Genomic DNA, 18534 nt, shown 5'->3' with positions numbered 1-18534 from the left:
CTACCTCAAATGCGTTCGAAAAGCATAAAATAGGGGTGGTACCCATGCTTACGCTGTTCTTCTTCAAACCAGGTAACAATATGCTCGTCCAGATTGGGATGCAATTGGATGGGATCGTCCTGCAAAGAGGTGTAGTGAGGATTTTGCAAGAACTCCTCCACAATCCAGGATGCATATTCACTGTGGTCAGTTGATATCTGTACCTGCGCTCCGGGGATCAATATATGAGCCATGGCGTTCAGTAGGTCTTGCTGGATCAGGCGTCGCCGGTGATGTCTGCGTTTGGGCCAGGGATCAGGATGCTGGATAAAGATGCCGCTAATGCTGGAGGCTTTAAAAAGCTGAGTAAGGCTGGCATCTACAAACTTGCGTACCAGGCGAACATTAGGATTTGCCTGCACGGAGAGCTTTTTCAAACAATTGCGGATGCGTTTTTCGCTCATCTCCATACCGATGAAGTTCCATTCAGGGTGGCTGATGGGGTAGCGGGAAATAAACTCCCCTTTTCCGGATCCTATCTCTATGTATAGGGGATGATCGTCTTCAAACAGAGAGTTTAGCAAGTCCCCTTCGGCAGGCTCTGTTACGAAGAAATCCCGGTCACTGAGCATCGTCGCTTTCTTCCTCTTTACGCAATTGTCGAACTTCAGATTGCAAGATGATCAGATCTGCAACCGACATCCCGAAAGCTGAAAACACATAGACAATAAGTCCATAAACAAAGGCAGTTTGCCAAAATCCTTCTATGAGTTCGATACTCAAAATGAGATACATCGAAGCAAGATACAAACTGAGCATGATACCGCCGCACACACCCATAAACAGTGTGCGCAAGCGGATGATGGACTTGTTGAAGAACACGTATCTTACGATCACGATGCTAACAAGCGCAAAAAGTAGATTGGGCAAGATCAGAGCTAGAATGCTCAGTGGAGCATCCACCATCGCCAGCGTGCCTGCTGCGTAAAGTATGGACAAAAGAATAGCTGCTCCCCATTGCAAGATGCTTTTTAAATAGTATTGGAAAAAAGCTATTACTCCGGTCAAAAAAGCAGCAGCAACAGCGATATGTACCAAACTAAGACCCTTTGTGCTGATCTGTTCTTTGTAAAGTAAACTGCCCAGCAAGGCTCCCAATACTGGGAACAAGATGACTAGCAAGTATTGCATTCTAAATCTGTTCATGTATTCCTCATTGTTAATCAAATTCTGTGTGGCTGTGTGCTATGAATACAGCATAAACAATTTTCATTGACGTCCCAGCCAGTATTGCAAACTTATCTCACATGATCATTATGTCAATGATAATCACGCAGAAAATGGAGAAATCTGATGCTCAGTAAACTAAAAAGCCTAAGGGACAAACTCACAAAATCCAAATCCGGCTTTATCGATAAAATCGCGGAGACCGTGCGTGTTCGCGGTGTTATAGACGACGAACTATATGACGAACTGGAAGAGATACTAATCAAAAACGATACAGGCACTATGATGGCGGAAAAGATCATTTCGAGTCTGCGGAAAGAAGTGAAGGAAGACAAGATAACTGATCCTGAAGTAGTACAAATCTACCTGGTGGATATCATGCAGAATATCTTGTTCAAAGACATTGAGGAGGAGAGAGACTTCTTTAATACTCCTGCCCTACAACCCTATGTGATAGCATTTGTGGGAGTTAACGGGACAGGGAAGACCACCACTATAGGCAAGGTAGCGAATCTTTTTGCAAAAGCCGGAAAGAAGGTTTTGATAATTGCCGGAGATACCTTCCGCGCAGCAGCTATAGAGCAGGTGGCCATCTGGGCAGAGCGCGCTGGTGTAGAAATTATGCGCTCGGAACCGGAACGGGATCCCGCTTCTGTGATATACGACGGTGTAGCATCAGCAGTGGCAAAGAAGTTTGACATCGTGCTGATCGATACTGCAGGCCGGCAACACACCAAAGACCGCCTGATGAAAGAGCTGCAAAAGATTGATCGGGTCATCAAGAAAGCTTGTCCGGATGCCCCTCATGAGACCATTCTGGTGGTAGATAGCACTACCGGGCAAAACGCAATCTCGCAAGCAAAACACTTCAACGAGTCCATCAAGCTTACCGGTATTGCCCTCACAAAGTTCGATGGTACCGCAAAAGGTGGGATCATCTTCAACATCAAAGAAAACCTGGAGATTCCTGTGCGTTTACTGGGAGTAGGTGAACAGATCGACGACATCGAGAATTTCCATGCCGTGCGTTTTGTAAAAGCCTTTTTTTCAAAGGAAGCCGAGCCCGAAGCTGAATGATAGACAAAGAAAAAGCCCTGGAACTGGCTGAAAGACTGCATAATATCCTCAGTCCTGAGGGCGGTGAAGGTGCCTTACTGGTGTTTCAGCGCAAACTACTGGAACACATATATAAAGAACTGCTTATGAACGTACCTTTGGTATTCAACGGGCTCTTTGCCCGCATGCAATACTTTCACGATAACAACGACGTCCCAGCGGAGTTGGTAAGACGGCTGAACACACTTCGGATATTGGCCAATAGAGCAGCTCATGAAGAAATTGCCGAGATACCTGCTGGTGCAGTAATTGCAGGCGCCAAAAGCATCTATGAGCTATTGAAGTTTGTGTGTCCAGAGCTTAGCTATCCTCTCCTTGAAGATGTGGTAAAAGACGCTCCGGAACTTCCCAGACATAGCCATAGTAAGAAACACAGTTTCCACTGCATATTGAAAAGCCATCAATTCTATATGTCCGGGGCTAGTATTGCCGGGCTGGAAATACAAGCCATCAACGAAGATAACGAAGAGGTAAGCATCCTTCTGCGGGATGACAGCAAGCATCCGGAGAAAGCCAAATTCAGTTCCTTGATGCCCAGCTTATGGCCTTATGCAAACTTGCATTGTCTGGAACTGAGTGAAGTAGCGGGAAAAGCCAATTTCTATGTAGATAATCCTCGCAGCATCGTGGTATTGGAACCGGACTTCTTGATCGATGCCTCTTCCATTGCTGAATGTATGGATAAAGACAAATCTGCGCCAGAGCTTTATGTATTGAATCGCCTGTTTGGAGAAGCAAGCTCCGAAAGCATGCTTCTAGGCCGGATGGTAAACAGTATCTTCGACGAACTGATCCATCAACCTGATCTGGATTATCTTGACCTCTTTAAGTGTGGATTGTCTCAGATGCCAATACCAATGGTGGCTTTGGGACAAAACTGCGCTATGGAAATCTATCGTGAGATCGAAATCGGCCATCTGCAAACGGTAAGAGCTTTCTGTGCCGATGTTCCCGAAGATGACCTGCTATTGGAACCGTCTTTCTTATGTCCCGCATACGGACTACAGGGAAGATTGGATCTGCTCTACAAAAACAAAGGAAAATACAATATTGTAGAGCTAAAGAGCGGCAAAGCTCATCCCAATGATGTTTGGCCTAATCAGTTATATCAGGTTGTGGCCTACAATATGATTATCCGTTGCGCTTATGGCGCAGGCAACTTGGGATCCAGCTCAATCTTCTATTCTGCCAGCATGGACAAACCTTTGCGGAATGTAGCCAATATACCTCTTTTGGAACAGAATTTGATGCATTGTCGCAATAGAATAGTGGGAATAATGCATCTTCTCAGTGAAAATCCTCGCATCTTCTTTGACTGGCTGGCAAAGCAGGATGAAAAGACCTACAGTGTCTTCAGCGCAGAAGCTCTGCAACGTTTCAAACGGCTGAAGAATAGTATCAGAGATTTTGAGTATGAATGGTTTTGCGAACAAGTGAAGCGCGTGATACGGGAGATTTGGTATGTGAAGACTGGCGCTGCGAATAGCGAAGCTCAATACGGGCACAATGCCCTGTGGAGATTGTCTCCGGTGGAAAAGCAAGGCAAGATAATCAAGGGTCTGCATATTGAGGATTCCAATCAGCGCGAAATCAAATTGAGCTACAGCGAAGACCCCGGGATATCGGATTTTCGCCAGGGCGACATAGTGGTGTTTTACGAAGAACACAAAAGAGTGGATAAACAGGAAATCATTCGCGGTGTGATCACCCGTATGGATAAGGACAATCTGTGTTTAAGAATTCGCGGAGGTATCAAACGACGCTTCAATCCCCAGAGCTCATGGTCTCTGGAACACGATATGCTGGAGTCCTATCTCTATGGTCCGCTCTCAGCACTAACCACTTTCCTGGAGAGCGAGATCAGCACCAGGGACCTGTTTTTAGGCATTCGTGAGCCTGCAGCCATCGATGTGGACTGCCCCAAAGATGAAAGAGAATCCATATTAGCTCGAATGCAGGCTGCTCGTGAACTCTTTATCGTTCAAGGTCCTCCCGGAACGGGTAAAACCTCGGGTTTGATCGGCAATTATACTGAGCGATTCTTCAAGAATACGAAGAAGACGCTGATGGTGCTCAGCTTTACCAATCGTGCCGTGGACGAGATATGCATGTGCCTCAAGGCCCGGAATGTACCTTTCATACGCACCGGAAACTCCCAGAATATCGAAGATGAACTCCTCGAAAACCTGATTCACGACAAACGGTATCAGGAGATTGACCATCTTTTGAGACAAAATCGGATTTTTGTAGCTACAGTGCAAAGTGCCAATGCCTGGATTCGGGATCTCACGCGCTTGACCGGGCTTGATGAGATCATTGTGGATGAAGCATCTCAGATATTGGAAAGCTCGATCCTGGGATTAGTAACAATGGCTCCGAAGACCATCCTGATCGGAGACCAAAACCAGCTTCCGGCCATCTCCATGCAGGAATCTCTCAGTTTTCATTTTGAGTCTGAAGTTATACAGGAGTTGGAGTATAATAATATCAATCAATCTTTGATGGAACGTCTCTTCAGGCTCTACCATAAAAAGGCTTGGCAAAAGCATCTGGAAATGCTGACCGGACACTACCGTATGCATAATGAGATCGCTGCTTTGGTATCTCACTACTACGAAAACCGCTTGCGGGCGTCCCTAAAAGAGCAAAGCGCGGTATTGGAGACCGGTTTGCTACCCGAGGAGATCGATACCAGATTGTTGTGGTTGGAATGCCCACCCTCTCCTCATGACTATTATGATCCTCTGCAAACCAAAGCTATAGTGAAGTTGGTGGATCTGTACCGCAAAGCCGGCCTGGTAAATGATCTCCAGAAAGATCTGGGCATTGTAGCACCCTACAGATTGATGATCCACGCTTTGCGGCAGGAAATCAAAGATATCAGCATAGACACGGTTGAGCGATATCAGGGCTCGGAGCGAGACAGCATCATCCTGTGTTTTCCCATTCGAAACACCATGGGACTGCGGAGCCTTCAATCTCTGAGCTCTGACGGCAGAGTGGATCGCAAGCTAAATGTTGCCCTGTCCCGTGCCAGGAACCGCCTGATAGTGATCGCAAACAGTTCACTGTGTAAGGCGTCGGTTCATTTTACAAAATTGTATGATAACATCCGCCAAAATGGCAGGATACTGAGTATTCACGACTTTCTAGACAAGGAGTAAGACATGTCAAATCCAAATCCCCCTCAAAAACAACTTAACATCAAGCTGGACGAAAAAGTAGGTGAAGGTACCTATGCAAATTTCTTTATGATCACAAACTCCCCCTCAGAATTCATTATGGACTGCGGAAGAATCCTGCCGGGATTGCCGGATGCCCGCATCTATTCCAGAGTGGTAATGACCCCAATGCATGCCAAGCAACTGCTACAGCTTTTGGAAAAGAACATCAACAGCTTTGAGAATCAATTTGGCGAGATCAAGGTGCAAGGCCAGGGAGAGAATAAAGCCGTAGGCTTCAAAACCACTTGATCCATAATGCTTTGTGTGAAGCTAATCCCGATCTAAATCTAAAACGATAATTGAGGCAAGTTCCACTCGGCCATCCAGTCTATGTTATCCTTGTGATATCGGTATTCCTGAGCAGTATGCCAATGTCTACAATATGCTCATGGGAAAGGATGTTGATACTAGAGTCAAGCTTGGTGTGGTAACCTACGAAATGCCATAGCGACCGAAGGGAGCTTTTGAGTCATTTTTATCTTCCCCTTTGTTCGATCCAGTGTTGAAGCTGATATCAAGGTGTTATCATCCTGTGTTCACTCGATGATAACCCGATGATATCAGGTTCAAGTATAGATAATCCAGAGGAGGAATAAAGCTCTTGAACCGTTTGGTAGATTATCAGGCAAATTGGAGTTTGGCAGCCCAGCAGCAAAACGATAATCGTACCTTGACGAGTTATTAGATTTATGTTATGAGTTTAGCATATCCTGTAAATCGTCAAGCTATGACGATTTCATAGAGTTGCCGAGAAAAAAGCACTTGACGGATAGAGACCAATCAGACTTTTGGATCAAATAACGTTTTTAAAGATAGAAAATAACTAAATAAGGGAGCAAAAGCCAATGAAGAAGTTTTCCTGGCGCGGTCTTTCAATAATCATATTCATATGCATAACAGCATTTTATCTGGCTCCTATGGCGATTCCGAATCTGCCGGAGTGGTGGGCAAAGCACAAGCTGAAACTCGGGCTGGATCTCAGAGGTGGCATGCAGATCCTGCTGGAAGTGGATACTTCCGCTCTTTCCGCTGCTGATGCACGTGGTGCGGTAGATCAAAACATCAAGATCATCCGTGAACGTATTGATCAATTTGGAGTTGCTGAGCCGTCTATTCAAAAGCTTGGTGATAACCGGATTATGGTCCAACTTCCCGGAGTAAGCGACTTTGAAGCAGCAGAGAACCTAATTCAACAAACTGCAATGTTGGAATTCAAAGTTGTAGCTCAATCGGATGAAGCCAAACGCGTTTTGGATATTATAGACAGCAACATCAGCGCAAACTTGGATAAATTCCCTGCTCTGGCAGAACTTGATAAGCTTGATAAAGATATAATGGCAGACAGCGATACTTTAGGTATTTCATCACCTTCAAGCGGTGTTTTCAGCAGCCTGATACGCCTAGGTGAGATGGATTACGAAGTGCAGTACGACAGTATTCGCCTGATGCAAGATCTAGTGGCGGATTCACTCTTTCAACAAATGGTTCCCGCCGGCTGGCAGATATCTCTTGAACGCGCTGATTCAGCGAATCCCAGAGCGGATAGAGTACTGCATGTGCTTTCCAGTGCGGTAGAGCTTTCTGGAAATGATCTGTCCAGAGCGAAGGTTGAATATGGCTCTTCCACATCCACAGATCCGCGGGTTGCGAACAAGCCCTATGTCTCCATTGAGTTGAAGCGTGAAGGTGCCAGAAAGTTTGAACGCGTAACAGCGGACAACATCGGGAAACGCCTTGCTATCGTTTTGGACAACGTAGTTTATTCTGCTCCCAACATCCAGGAACGAATTGCCGGCGGCAGAGCTCAGATCACAGGAAGATTCTCTTCTGCTGAAGCAACCGAACTGGCTATTGTGCTCAATACCGGAAACCTGATAGCTCCCATTTCTCCCGTATCCACCTCTATTATTGGTGCAACATTGGGTTCAGACAGCATAAAAAGCGGATCCATGGCAGGCCTCATTGGTTTAGGCATAGTTATGCTGTTTATGCTGGTATATTACAAGGTTGGCGGTCTAATGACAGACTTTACCCTTGTGTTCAACATGGGCTTCATCTTGGCTATGCTAATCGCATTTGGTGGCACCCTTACTCTTCCCGGAATTGCCGGAATGATCCTCACCATCGGTATGGCAGTGGACGCAAACGTACTTATATTTGAACGTGTTCGTGAAGAATTAGATACAGGTAAAACCCCTCGTTCTGCGGTTGACGCTGGCTACAACCGGGCAGCCATTACTGTGTGGGATTCGAATCTCACCACATTGATTGCAGCTGCGGTGCTTTTCCAATTTGGTACAGGTCCTGTTCGCGGCTTTGCGGTAACCCTTGCCATAGGTATCGTCGGTTCCATGTTCTGTGCGTTGGTCTTTTTACGGTCATTGTTTGATACCTTCGTGTTGACCGGTTCCACAAAGAAACTGAGCATCTAAGGAGAGAACGATGAGATTTCTTACAAAAACCAACATCCCCTTCATCAGAATGAGGAAGATCGCTTATACGATTTCCATCATTGTCATCCTTGCTTCGCTCATTGGTTTATTTGTGCGTGGCTTGAATTGGAGCATCGAATTTTCCAGCGGTGTGGCAGCAAAAGTAAATCTGAAGGCTGCCAGCGCTTCTGTGGAACCCGTACAAATCGACGATTTACGTAATGTTTTGAAAATCAATGGATATCCCGAAGCTGAGATTCAGCATGTTGGCTCAGTGGAAGATGCCACATTCATGATCAAGATCAAGAGTCGCCAAAGCGAGGATGGTGCAGCTACAGATACCAAGACCGAGATTATCGATCTGATCAACGAAAATTTCCCTGAACATGTGGTAGGCAGAGATCTCAATCGTGACGTTATCGCTGAGATCTACGAAGTGGGCCCCAAGGTTGGCGGTGAATTACGTACCAATGCTTTGATGGCGATCGGAATATCATTGATTTTTATGATCATCTTCATTTGGTTCCGTTTTGAACTGATCTTTGGAATAATGGCGATCGTTGCCTTGGCGCATGATGTGTTGATCGTAATCGGTGTGTTTGCCCTCACTGGCAAAGAGATATCTGTCCAGATCATAGCCGCACTGCTTACTATCGTGGGTTATAGCATCAACGATACAATCGTGATCTTTGACCGAGTCCGGGAGGATCTCAAGATACGTCGCAAAGATCCCTTGGAAGTCATTATCAACGATGCTATTAATGAGACTTTATCCCGTACCATCATCACCGCATTAACGACCTTCATTGCTACCTTGTCGCTGTACCTCTTTGGTGGACAGGTCTTGCATGATTTCGCTCTTGCGATGTGCATTGGCGTGGTAGTCGGTACTTATTCCACAATCTTTGTTGCAAGCAGTTTGATCGTGGATTTCACAAAACTAGCTCACAAAGAAAAGAAAGCTGCTCAGAAGCTAAGCAAAAGAAAATAACAATAATATACGCGAGATATACGTAAGAACCCGGGCATGTCCCGGGTTTTTTGATTGACAGAATATGCATGCCAGGCTTTGTGATATGTTATTCAGGATCAGGGAGGAACAAGATGATGCAATCTTACAACACACTCAAAGAGTTGGATTTTGAGCGACTAGCAGGCAGTGCAGGAGAAATGAGGGCTATTGAAGTAATATCTGGTTACTTGGCAGCCCTGAATCTTCACCCGAACGTAGAAGAATTTGCTTTAAAGAGCTTTGATGCAGGCAGGGCTGAGATCGTAACCGGAAACAAGCGATGGGATGCTATCCCCTTTGGGCTATGTAGTGATGTAGTGCTCAAGAGTGCATTGGTATACTTGGAGAACTTGGATATCCTGCCACACAGTCTTGGGGCTTATGAGGGCAAGATTGTAATGTACTATCACAATAGCAAATTGATCTCTGAACTATTGGAAGGCTCCGGAGTGAAGGCACTTATCGGCATATCTGCTCCTCACAAGAGTGCTTCCGTGCGTGCTCATCGGCAAAATGCCACGGATAATGTGCCGCATGTTATGATAAGCTATTCTCAAGCTGAAGAACTGAAGGCTTATGATGGCCAGGAAATTGAGTTTCGTATCAACCAGAATCAAGAAGAACGCAGTGCCCACAATATTGTGCTGGATATTCCGGGAAGCGGACAAGATCAGAATCTTACGCTTTTGGTGGGGCACTACGACAGCGTAGCCAGAAGTCATGGATCGTGTGATAACGCAGCGGGTTCTGTCTGTCTGCTGCAGGCTGCGGAGTACTTTTCCGTACATAAACCGAAACGCGATCTACGCATCATTTGGTTCTCCGGAGAGGAGATGGGGCTCTTGGGCAGCACAGCATATATGGAAGCGCATAAGGATGAACTGCAGAAGCGCTTGCGGTTGGTTATCAATATCGATCTGGCTGGAGATCCTATCGGTAGAAATGTGCTGATGGTATTGGGCACAAAAGAGATAATGGGTTATGCGAGTGGTACTCTCAGGGAAGAGGGCATCTATTTTCAGGAAATACTGAATATTTACAGTAGCGATTGCATGCCCTTTGCCGTGTATGAGATACCCTCGATCAACATTGCCAGATTGGGCGGGAAGGCACTATTCTACATCCATAGCGAAGACGACCAGGCAAAACACTGCACTCAGGAAGGTATAGATGTGGTGGCGAATGCGGGGATTACTCTGCTCTCCCGCATATTGAACGCAAAGATCTATCCTGTGAACAAGGAGATTGACGATAGCTTGCGGGATAAGATTGAAAAGTATATGTACAACAGCAGATTGCAAAAACCGGAATTGCATTGGCGAGAGTCGTACCGGAAATAAACCCGTGAGTTGAGTGGAGACCATGCACAAATACTTGGAATTTCTTGACATGAATGGTGGAGTAATTTCTTAAGTTACGATAGATGATATTATCAAAAGTCCTTACACTGTGCCTGTTACTGGGATTTGTCCCGCTTGCCGCTCAAAACGGCAGAGAGGAGGTCGTGTCCGAAGCTACTGCTGCTTCAGACATCCGGGGAACACTCTTTTCTCCAGATAGTCTGGATGTATCTCTGGAACCCGCAAGCGAGATCGATTCTCTGTTTTATGCTGCAGACAGCATTCGGGCTTATTATGAGCAAGAACAGATTTGGTTGTATGGCAATACATCCATAGATTATGGAACTTCCCACATCATGGCTGATTCCCTTTTCCTGGACCTGAAGAAGGAAAGGGCAATATCTCTGGGCAGAACCCGGATGCAGGATGGCGACCAGCTTCTGATCGGAGAGAATGTGCACTATGATGTTGGAGGTCAGACCGGTATGCTAAGCTACGGTCGCAGCTACATTGAAAATGGCTATTACTGGGGGGATGAGATTCGTAAGATCGGTTCAAATATATACGACATCGACGGAGGCAGTTTCACCACCTGTGATCTGGAAGAGCCCAGCTATTGGTTCTGGGCCCATAAAATGCGGATCTATCAAAAGGATAAAGTAGTAGGGAAGCATGTACTGGCTTATGTAAACCATCTTCCTATCTTCTACTTCCCTTTTGTAACAATGAGTATCCGTCGGGGCCGTCATCCGGGCTTCCTGATTCCCGAACCTGGCTACAATAACGTGGATGGAAAATACATTCGCGATCTTGCTTACTACTACCCTTACAAAGATTATGCGGATTTCATTGTGGGCTTGGACTTGATGGAGAAGACCGGCTGGAAAAGCTATTTTTCCACTATTTACCAGAAACGATACGAGTACAACGGATCCCTGCGCGCGGACTTTCAGAGAAACACATACGGAACTGTGATCCAAAACGATTGGGCGGTACGAGCCGGACATCATCACGATCTTCCTGAAAAATCCTCTCTGGATGTATCCTTGGACTTTATAAGCAACAAAAGGATATGGGAGAGCAGCAACTCCGTGGATGAATCCCTTGCGCAAAGGCTTTCTTCCAGCATTGCTTATCGTAAGCCGATTGGATCCACTTATTTCAATGCCGGTGCCCTCTACAGTCAAGACCTCATAAACGACACCGCCAGCCTTAGCCTGCCTTCGGTTACCTGGAGCGTATCCAGCCGTCCTCTGTATGAATTGTTGCATTTGGACAGCAATGCATGGTACTCCAATCTTTCATACTACTACAATTTCCGGATGGATCACACCGGACAGATTTTGGATCCCGATCCCGATCTGCAGGATTACATCTGGGCAAACACTATCGATCCGGAGAATGCGGACAGGTATTTGGTGGAGCATCACATGGGCATGAAACACGCTCTGGGGCTTTCCAACAGCTACAATTACCGGGGTTGGCTAAATCTACGGCAGAGTGTGGATTATGCCGAAGCCTGGTTTGACAGGGATAAAAACGACAAGAAACCAGCGCGCGGAAATGACTACTCAGCCTCTTTGAATGGCAATTTCAATATCTACGGCCTGCGCACCTTTCAGAATCTGCCCGTGTCTGCCATCAGGCACGTGATGACTCCATCGGTCGGACTCAGCTTCATCCCGGATCACTCCAGAAACGACATCTATTATGGCTTTGGCGGTATTTCGCTAAGACGGAGCAAGAAACAAGCAAGTCTTAGCTTCTCGCTGGGGCAAAAATGGCAGTTCAAATTTGGCAGCGGAAAACTGGAGAAAAAGGTAAATGACCTGTTTACATGGGATTCCAGAATTGCTGCCAATCTATATAAAGACGACAATAAGTTTGGTGACATCAGCCATAGCTTTGCGTTCAAACCCGGTTCCTTCAATCTGGGATCCATCACCAGTGACCGCTTTAGTCTGGGCGATATTCGGATAGGTTACAACAGTCGCTTGAGTATGACGCAGAAAACTTATGAGATCGGTAAAAGCGGGCTTGCTCTACGAAATCAGTACTTTTCCCAAGGCATCTCATTGAGCGGAACTGCAATGTATGCAGACTACTTTCCTGCGCTCAAAAACCGCAGCTTCGAATCTTTCGGTGAAACACAGGAAGACCCCACTGCCACAGTGAAGTCTGAAAGCTGGAGTCTGGACATTAGCCACGACCTTAGTGCGGACAAGAGCTTGTTTGACAGCAGAAACCAGAATCTGCGGATGAATGCCGGCCTTTATCTTACCAAAAACTACAATCTGAATTACTCGAACTACTTTAATGTTAAAGAGAACAAGCTTATCTCGCAAAGCATCCGTCTTACCAGGGATTTACACTGCTGGAAGCTGGATTTGTCCTTTACAAAACGCAACGAATATTGGGATTACCGGATCGTGTTCTTCAACACGCAATTCCCGGATGCCTTGAAGTTTCAAACCCGTGATAGCAAGAGATATTAAACGCGCCGTTTTCTTGGATAGAGATGGCACCATCAGCCCAGATAAGTTCGGTTACATCAAAGACCCCGCGGCTTATCACCTTTACCCTGATACTACAAAGGCGTTGAAGATACTGCAAGATATGGGTTTTCTCATCTTTATAGTAACAAATCAAAGTGGGATTGCCCGGGGATACCTGAATCTGAACCAACTGGCGGCTGTGCATCAGAAGATGCTGGATCTTCTGGCAGAAGGCGGAGTGAAGCCCGATGGGATATACTTTTCTCCCTACTACAAAGAAGGTATTGTAGAACCCTATAACGTTCATCATGAAGACCGCAAACCGGGAATCGGGATGTTTCGCCAGGCACGAAGTGAACATCCATTTGATCCTTCCCAGTCATTCATGATCGGCGACCGCTCCTCAGACATCGGTTTCGCCAAAAACGCAGTTATGAAAAGCATCCTCCTGCTTACCGGGAATGGGCAGGATGAGTTTGAAAGTATGTTGGATAGCTGTAGCAAGCTTTGTCCAGATTTCATCTGTGAAAACATACTCTGTGCCTCAGAGATGATCCAGCGTTTCTACTCGTGAAGTACATCGCCAGTTTTAGCAAAGAGAAGTTCCAAAATTTCAGCTTCGACGCTCAGATAAAGACTCTGACAAAGCTACTGAAAGAATTAGAGATACATCTACCAGATGCTGAAAGCCGCAATCATCTGCTTGCTCAGATAAGGTATCTGGCTCCATTAGTGCGTGAGGAACTGCCCTCAAGGATGCAAGAGCTTATCGCACACCTTCCCGAGGATCCACATCGCCTGTTAAGAGTACTTGCTCTATATCATGACGATGCCTTGGTGAAGGATGATCAGATCATCATCCGCACATCTGACGGCTCCACTTGGGTAGATCCTGGTAAAGCAGCTTTTGCGGCACAGGTAAAGGTAGTAGCAGATAATCTTCGCAGTGTCTACAATGTGGGATCCCTGTTCCGTGTATGTGACTGTTTGGGTGTGGGAGAATTGATTCTATGCGGCATCAGTCCCGATCCGGGGCATCCCAACATGGCAAAGACGGCATTGGGGACAACTTCCAAGGTAAAATGGTCAAAGCGGGATAATACTGCTGAAGCTATTAGGGAGCTAAAGTCAAAAGGATATAGCATTTATGGGCTGGAAACGGCTGAACCATCGGACTCTGTATTTGAAGCAGATTTCTGTATTCCTCTGGCCTTGGTGGTGGGCAATGAAGCTTTGGGCATAGATCCTGCAGTATTACGCATCTGTGACAGGATTGTATATCTACCAGTGTTAGGATGGAAAAACTCCCTCAATGTTGGTGTAGCTACATCAATAACCCTGTATCAAATCATCTTTGGAGGCAAGAGTGGAGATTAATTATTACCAAAGATTGCTGGAACTTAGAGAAACCAATGACCCCTTGTGGCAGGCAACGATAATCCACACCACTGGTTCCAGTCCTGCCAAACCCGGGATGAAGATGCTTGTTACTCCCGATAGCATTCATGGCAATCTGGGCGGGGGAGAGATGGAACGCTCCATAATAGCTTACATTCGCAGTGCTCAACCCGCCAAAGCTTTGCAAATCAATTTTGATCTGGGTAGTGGCGAAGCGAACGAATCTGTCCCTACAGACATGATCTGCAGAGGTAGTGCCACAGTGTTCATTGAATCCCTTTTTATCCCTTATCGCTTGTTCATAATTGGTGCAGGACATTGCGGCAAAGCTTTGGGGCATCTGGCCAAGCTTGCCGGATTTTGGGTGAAACTGATCGACGATCGCGAAGATGTTCTTCAAGCCTGCCCAAAAGAATGCAGACATGTTTCGCAGCTTAACGATTATGTAAGCATCGCTGAAGCGGTGGAGTTTGGCCCAAACGCCCTGATAGTGATCATGACACATGGCCACAGCCACGACACAGATGTCTTACGGCAATGCTTGGGGCATGAGTATCGTTATCTGGGGATGATCGGTAGTAAAAGCAAGGTTATGCAATGCTTCGATTCACTTTTGAAGCAGGGATACACTCAGGAAGATTTGACACATATCCATGCTCCCATCGGCTTGAGTATCGGCAGTCAAAACCCTTACGAGATTGCTGTTAGCATCACAGCGGAGCTCATCAGGGAATTGCGCTTAGGAACCTAATACCTTATGGAGCTGTCCTGCAGAGCTGAAAGCCAATGCTGTTGCAAGGAGCATTCGGATTGCTGATGTCGTAAGGATGGTAACCGTCTCGGGAAGTAATCTGGCAGAGGCCGTTATAATAAAACCTGCTACCGCCCCGATTCTCACGAATCGATCCGTTCGCAGGACCCCTGGGATTGTTTGTGCTCATTCGATGATTAATCTGCTTCGGCACGTGATGGAGTACAGGGGAAGCATCTTGTCGTTCCGTCTTGACGCTTTTACCCATCCATAAATCAATATCATTGAAAGCAATACTAGGGAAAAGAAAAACCCCAGACCACTTGATCCGGGGTATATTGTATGCTGAATTACAGTTTATTTCATTAACAACATCTTGCGGCTCTGAGTCCCGCTGGCGTTTTGAGCGGAGTAGAAATAAACACCGCTGGATACGGAATTGCCATTGCTATCCTTGCCGTCCCAAGTGAAACTGTGCTCGCCTTTCTCCAGGGCTCCGTCAAACAGGGTCTTCACCATCTGTCCTTTGGCATTGTATATCTTCAGTTGTATCTTACCGCTTGTAGGCATAGTAAGAGCAATTGAAGTATGAGGATTAAATGGATTGGGATAGTTTTGCCTCAAAGTGGGTCTCGTCACTGAAGGAGCAACTGGGTCATTTAAGGATACAGTTTCGTTGCTTACCCTCATGGCATACAAGCCAAGAATCTCCGTTTTACCGCTGCTGCGTCCATCTGCCCAGACCACTACTGCGGTATCATTCAGCTCTACTCCCCTCGGGCCATATTGGGATTTTGCCGCTCCGGAGAGAGTTACACCATTGCTGTTTGGCACCAAATCACCATTGGCATTCATATAGTTGTAATAGATGTCGCTATCTTCGGTGAAATACTCCACCCAAGCCACCATCATGCCGGCGCCATCAAAGCCTACAATGGTAGGTTTGGTTTGAGAGGAGTCTTTTTGAACCACGAAGTAGCCCATTTCGTTCCAGAGATCGCTTCCGTCGAAGAAGAGTTTCTTTGCTTTGATGTCATGCATCCCATTGATGTTTTCGCACCAAGTAGTTACAATGCCATTGTGTACAACAGCGATTTCGGCAAATTCCTGTTCGTTGCCACTATCTGAAAGAACGATTCCATCCTCTCCCCAAAGCCGTTCCCCATTGGGAGAGATCATTTGAGCGAAATACTTCATGGGGCCATTTCGATTGTCTCGCCAAGTGATATAAGTGCCTTGATTTGTGCGAGCAGCCATGGGGGTCAACTGTACTATGCCATCACCCAGAGTGGTAGTTTGCACACCTGCTTCTGGCCAACCCGGATAAGCATTGCCATCATCCCCCAAACGCTTTGCCCAAATGGTCTGAGTGTCTGTGGCAGTAATGATTTTATGCCACACATACATGTCTTCTATGATGTCTGTGATCGTGGTCTCGTGAACCCTGGAGCTTCCTGTAAGTACAGATACCAGCTTTCCATTTGGTCCCCACATCTTGTTGCCATCAACGATTCGTTGTCCATAGACATGGTAGCTGAAGCTCATACCGATGGCTTCCATCTCAGACCATCCGATGTAGAAGGAGTTGTTGAAATAACTGATTCTGGGGTCTTTATGGCTCAAGGGGTCAGCCTCAGTCATCTTCATGCCGTTGTCTCCCCAGAGTCTCTCTCCGGTAGGTGAGATCAGTTGAGCGTATATAGTAGAGGTTCCGGAGCGTTCATCTCTCCACACTATCGCGATGTGACCATCTTCGGTAACTGTGGAATGAGCGTCTTTTTGGTGTCCTAAACCTTGCAGAGTAATGGGTCTGCCATTGGTTTCCAACAGAGTCTGACCATCTTCATTCAGGATTTGGTAGAACAAGCGGTAACCTTCGGAAGCATAACGAGTGTCTTGCCATATTATCACAGTGTCGTTACTGCGAGGCAAGATCTGATACTGATTGATGGGAGTATCGCCACTGAGGCCCCAAAACACTTCCACTCCGTTTTCTGCGAGTTGTGACACTCCGGAGGCGTTCAATACTTGATAATAGATGCCGATGCTGCCGTTTCTGGCGTCCATCCAATTGATGAATATGTTGTCACCGGAGACCTTCACCAAGCTCCCGTTTTGCATGTAAGCAGCGTTGCAGATTACTTTTCCTCCAGCAGTCCAGAGAGCTTCTCCAGAAGCTGAAAGATGCTGGGCATAAATGTCATCATTAGGGGTGTTTCCGTTGCGAAGATCATCCCATACAATGTACACTCCGCCACTGTTGTCTGCGGCCATACGTTGACCTGTCTGAGCAAAATCGGCATTAGTAATAGCTATAGCCGCTTCTCCCCACAATTTGGTTCCGGCAGCGTTAAGTTTCTGAGCAAACAGTTCGCAGTTCTGCGAATCCAGTCGATAATCTTCCCATACTATCACTGCTCCGCCGTCTGAAGTGCTTTGGATACGGGGATTGGTTTGAGCAGCAGGAGACGATGAAGTTTGATCGGAAAACACGATGAAGGGTTCAGACCACAATTTCTGTCCCGAGATGTTCACTTTTTGTCCGTAGATGTCTGTATCCGCATTGCGTTGATCAGACCATGTGAAGACAAATTCCCCATTCCCAATTCCCGCCATACGCACACCGGTTTGATTGCCAGGAACCACCGCCAGGGCAAGTTCCTGTGACCAAGTCATAGTGCCATTGGCATCGAAACGTTTGGCATAGATATCGGAATCGCTGGCGTAAGTGTGAGTATAGCCCAACATCATGCCGCCCTGTCCGTCAGGGAGCATCGTGTTTTGGATTTCATCACCCATTCCGTTTGCCACAGAGATTCCATTTAATGTCCAAAGGGGATCGCCACTGGAAGACAGTCTTTGAGCATAAAGGTCTTTACTGGTATTTCGGCTGTCTCCCCACACAATGAATGCTCCACCATTATTGTCTGCTTCCATATTCAAACCCAATTGTTCATTGGGAGTTACGCAAACAGGTTTACCGCCGGCTGCCCACAACAATTGCCCTTGATTGTTGATCTTCTGAGCATACACATTGCCGTCTAAATCGTCAGAAAAATCGATCCAGGCGATTATGTAGTTCCCGTCACTTGTGGCAGTAATTACAGGGTCTTCCTGACGATCCGGTTTACCGTCTATCAATATCGGCTCATTCCAGGTCATATTTCCATTGGCATCCACTTTCTGAGCCCATAGATCGCGCTCTCCATTCTTGGTGTCGCTCCACACATATATGGCGCCACCGTCATTGGTGGCGGTACCTGTGCGGAACCACTCGATGTTCACACCCTGGCGGATGGCTACCGCATCTTCCCACAGTAAAGCTGCTGAAAGAATGGCAAATGAACACATTAGTAGCGTTATCAGTGTTATCTGTTTCACAACATCTCCTTATCTCATATATCACTTATTATATAACAATTCTGTTTTGCCCTATCACTAAAGCAAAACGCTGTAAACAACACTAATGCAAGAAGGATTCCAATTGCATTGTTATATTGATTGACATCAACATCTTGGCAAAACAGTCAGGATGTAGCATTGAACGATCCTTCATTGAG

General features: G+C 46.4%; 13 protein-coding genes. 10 read left to right on the top strand and 3 right to left on the bottom strand.

Features of this window, described 5'->3' with window-relative positions; genetic code table 11:
* Positions 1-5: 5 nt before the first annotated feature.
* Together trmB and PHF32_04230 are read right to left on the bottom strand one after the other, a co-directional pair.
* Positions 6-611 carry a tRNA (guanosine(46)-N7)-methyltransferase TrmB gene (gene trmB / locus PHF32_04235; protein MDD4559936.1) on the bottom strand — a complete coding sequence of 202 codons (606 nt, stop codon included), beginning with the start codon at positions 609-611 and terminating at the stop codon, positions 6-8.
* Positions 601-1185, bottom strand: coding sequence for a hypothetical protein (locus PHF32_04230; protein ID MDD4559935.1), 585 nt, complete (start codon positions 1183-1185; stop codon positions 601-603). The genes trmB and PHF32_04230 overlap by 11 nt, the downstream gene beginning before the upstream one ends.
* A 147-nt stretch (positions 1186-1332) precedes the next feature.
* Between PHF32_04230 and ftsY the strand changes: the two genes are divergently transcribed.
* The 10 genes from ftsY (at position 1333) to PHF32_04180 (ending at position 14974) form a co-directional block, all read left to right on the top strand.
* Positions 1333-2283 carry a signal recognition particle-docking protein FtsY gene (ftsY, locus tag PHF32_04225; protein ID MDD4559934.1) on the top strand — a complete coding sequence of 317 codons (951 nt, stop codon included), beginning with the start codon at positions 1333-1335 and terminating at the stop codon, positions 2281-2283.
* Positions 2280-5486 (top strand): AAA domain-containing protein, encoded by a 3207-nt coding sequence (locus tag PHF32_04220; GenBank protein ID MDD4559933.1) that lies wholly within the window; start codon positions 2280-2282, stop codon positions 5484-5486. The genes ftsY and PHF32_04220 overlap by 4 nt, the downstream gene beginning before the upstream one ends.
* 3 nt (positions 5487-5489) lie before the next feature.
* Positions 5490-5795 (top strand): DUF3467 domain-containing protein, encoded by a 306-nt coding sequence (locus PHF32_04215; GenBank protein ID MDD4559932.1) that lies wholly within the window; start codon positions 5490-5492, stop codon positions 5793-5795.
* Positions 5796-6391: 596 nt separating this feature from the next.
* A complete protein-coding gene (gene secD / locus PHF32_04210) occupies positions 6392-7978 on the top strand; it encodes a protein translocase subunit SecD (protein MDD4559931.1) in 1587 nt (528 codons plus the stop codon).
* A gap of 10 nt (positions 7979-7988) precedes the next feature.
* Positions 7989-8969 (top strand): protein translocase subunit SecF, encoded by a 981-nt coding sequence (gene secF, locus PHF32_04205; GenBank protein MDD4559930.1) that lies wholly within the window; start codon positions 7989-7991, stop codon positions 8967-8969.
* Between the two features lie 113 nt (positions 8970-9082).
* Positions 9083-10330, top strand: coding sequence for a M28 family metallopeptidase (locus tag PHF32_04200; GenBank protein ID MDD4559929.1), 1248 nt, complete (start codon positions 9083-9085; stop codon positions 10328-10330).
* An 83-nt stretch (positions 10331-10413) separates the two neighbouring features.
* Complete coding sequence (locus PHF32_04195) at positions 10414-12825, top strand: putative LPS assembly protein LptD (GenBank protein MDD4559928.1); 2412 nt, start codon at positions 10414-10416, stop codon at positions 12823-12825.
* Positions 12806-13399, top strand: coding sequence for an HAD family hydrolase (locus PHF32_04190; GenBank protein MDD4559927.1), 594 nt, complete (start codon positions 12806-12808; stop codon positions 13397-13399). Before PHF32_04195 ends, PHF32_04190 begins: the two co-directional genes overlap by 20 nt.
* Positions 13396-14202: an RNA methyltransferase gene (locus tag PHF32_04185; GenBank protein MDD4559926.1), complete on the top strand. Its 807-nt coding sequence runs from the start codon at positions 13396-13398 to the stop codon at positions 14200-14202. Before PHF32_04190 ends, PHF32_04185 begins: the two co-directional genes overlap by 4 nt.
* Positions 14192-14974: an XdhC/CoxI family protein gene (locus PHF32_04180; GenBank protein MDD4559925.1), complete on the top strand. Its 783-nt coding sequence runs from the start codon at positions 14192-14194 to the stop codon at positions 14972-14974. Before PHF32_04185 ends, PHF32_04180 begins: the two co-directional genes overlap by 11 nt.
* A 357-nt stretch (positions 14975-15331) precedes the next feature.
* Here PHF32_04180 and PHF32_04175 read toward each other — a convergent pair whose 3' ends face one another.
* A complete protein-coding gene (locus PHF32_04175) occupies positions 15332-18355 on the bottom strand; it encodes a FlgD immunoglobulin-like domain containing protein (GenBank protein ID MDD4559924.1) in 3024 nt (1007 codons plus the stop codon).
* Positions 18356-18534 lie beyond the last annotated feature (179 nt).

This window comes from Candidatus Cloacimonadota bacterium (assembly GCA_028706475.1).
Taxonomy (GTDB): domain Bacteria; phylum Cloacimonadota; class Cloacimonadia; order Cloacimonadales; family Cloacimonadaceae; genus UBA5456.
The sequence above is the reverse complement of the archived record's forward strand: the minus strand, read 5'-3'. Positions and strand labels throughout refer to the sequence as shown.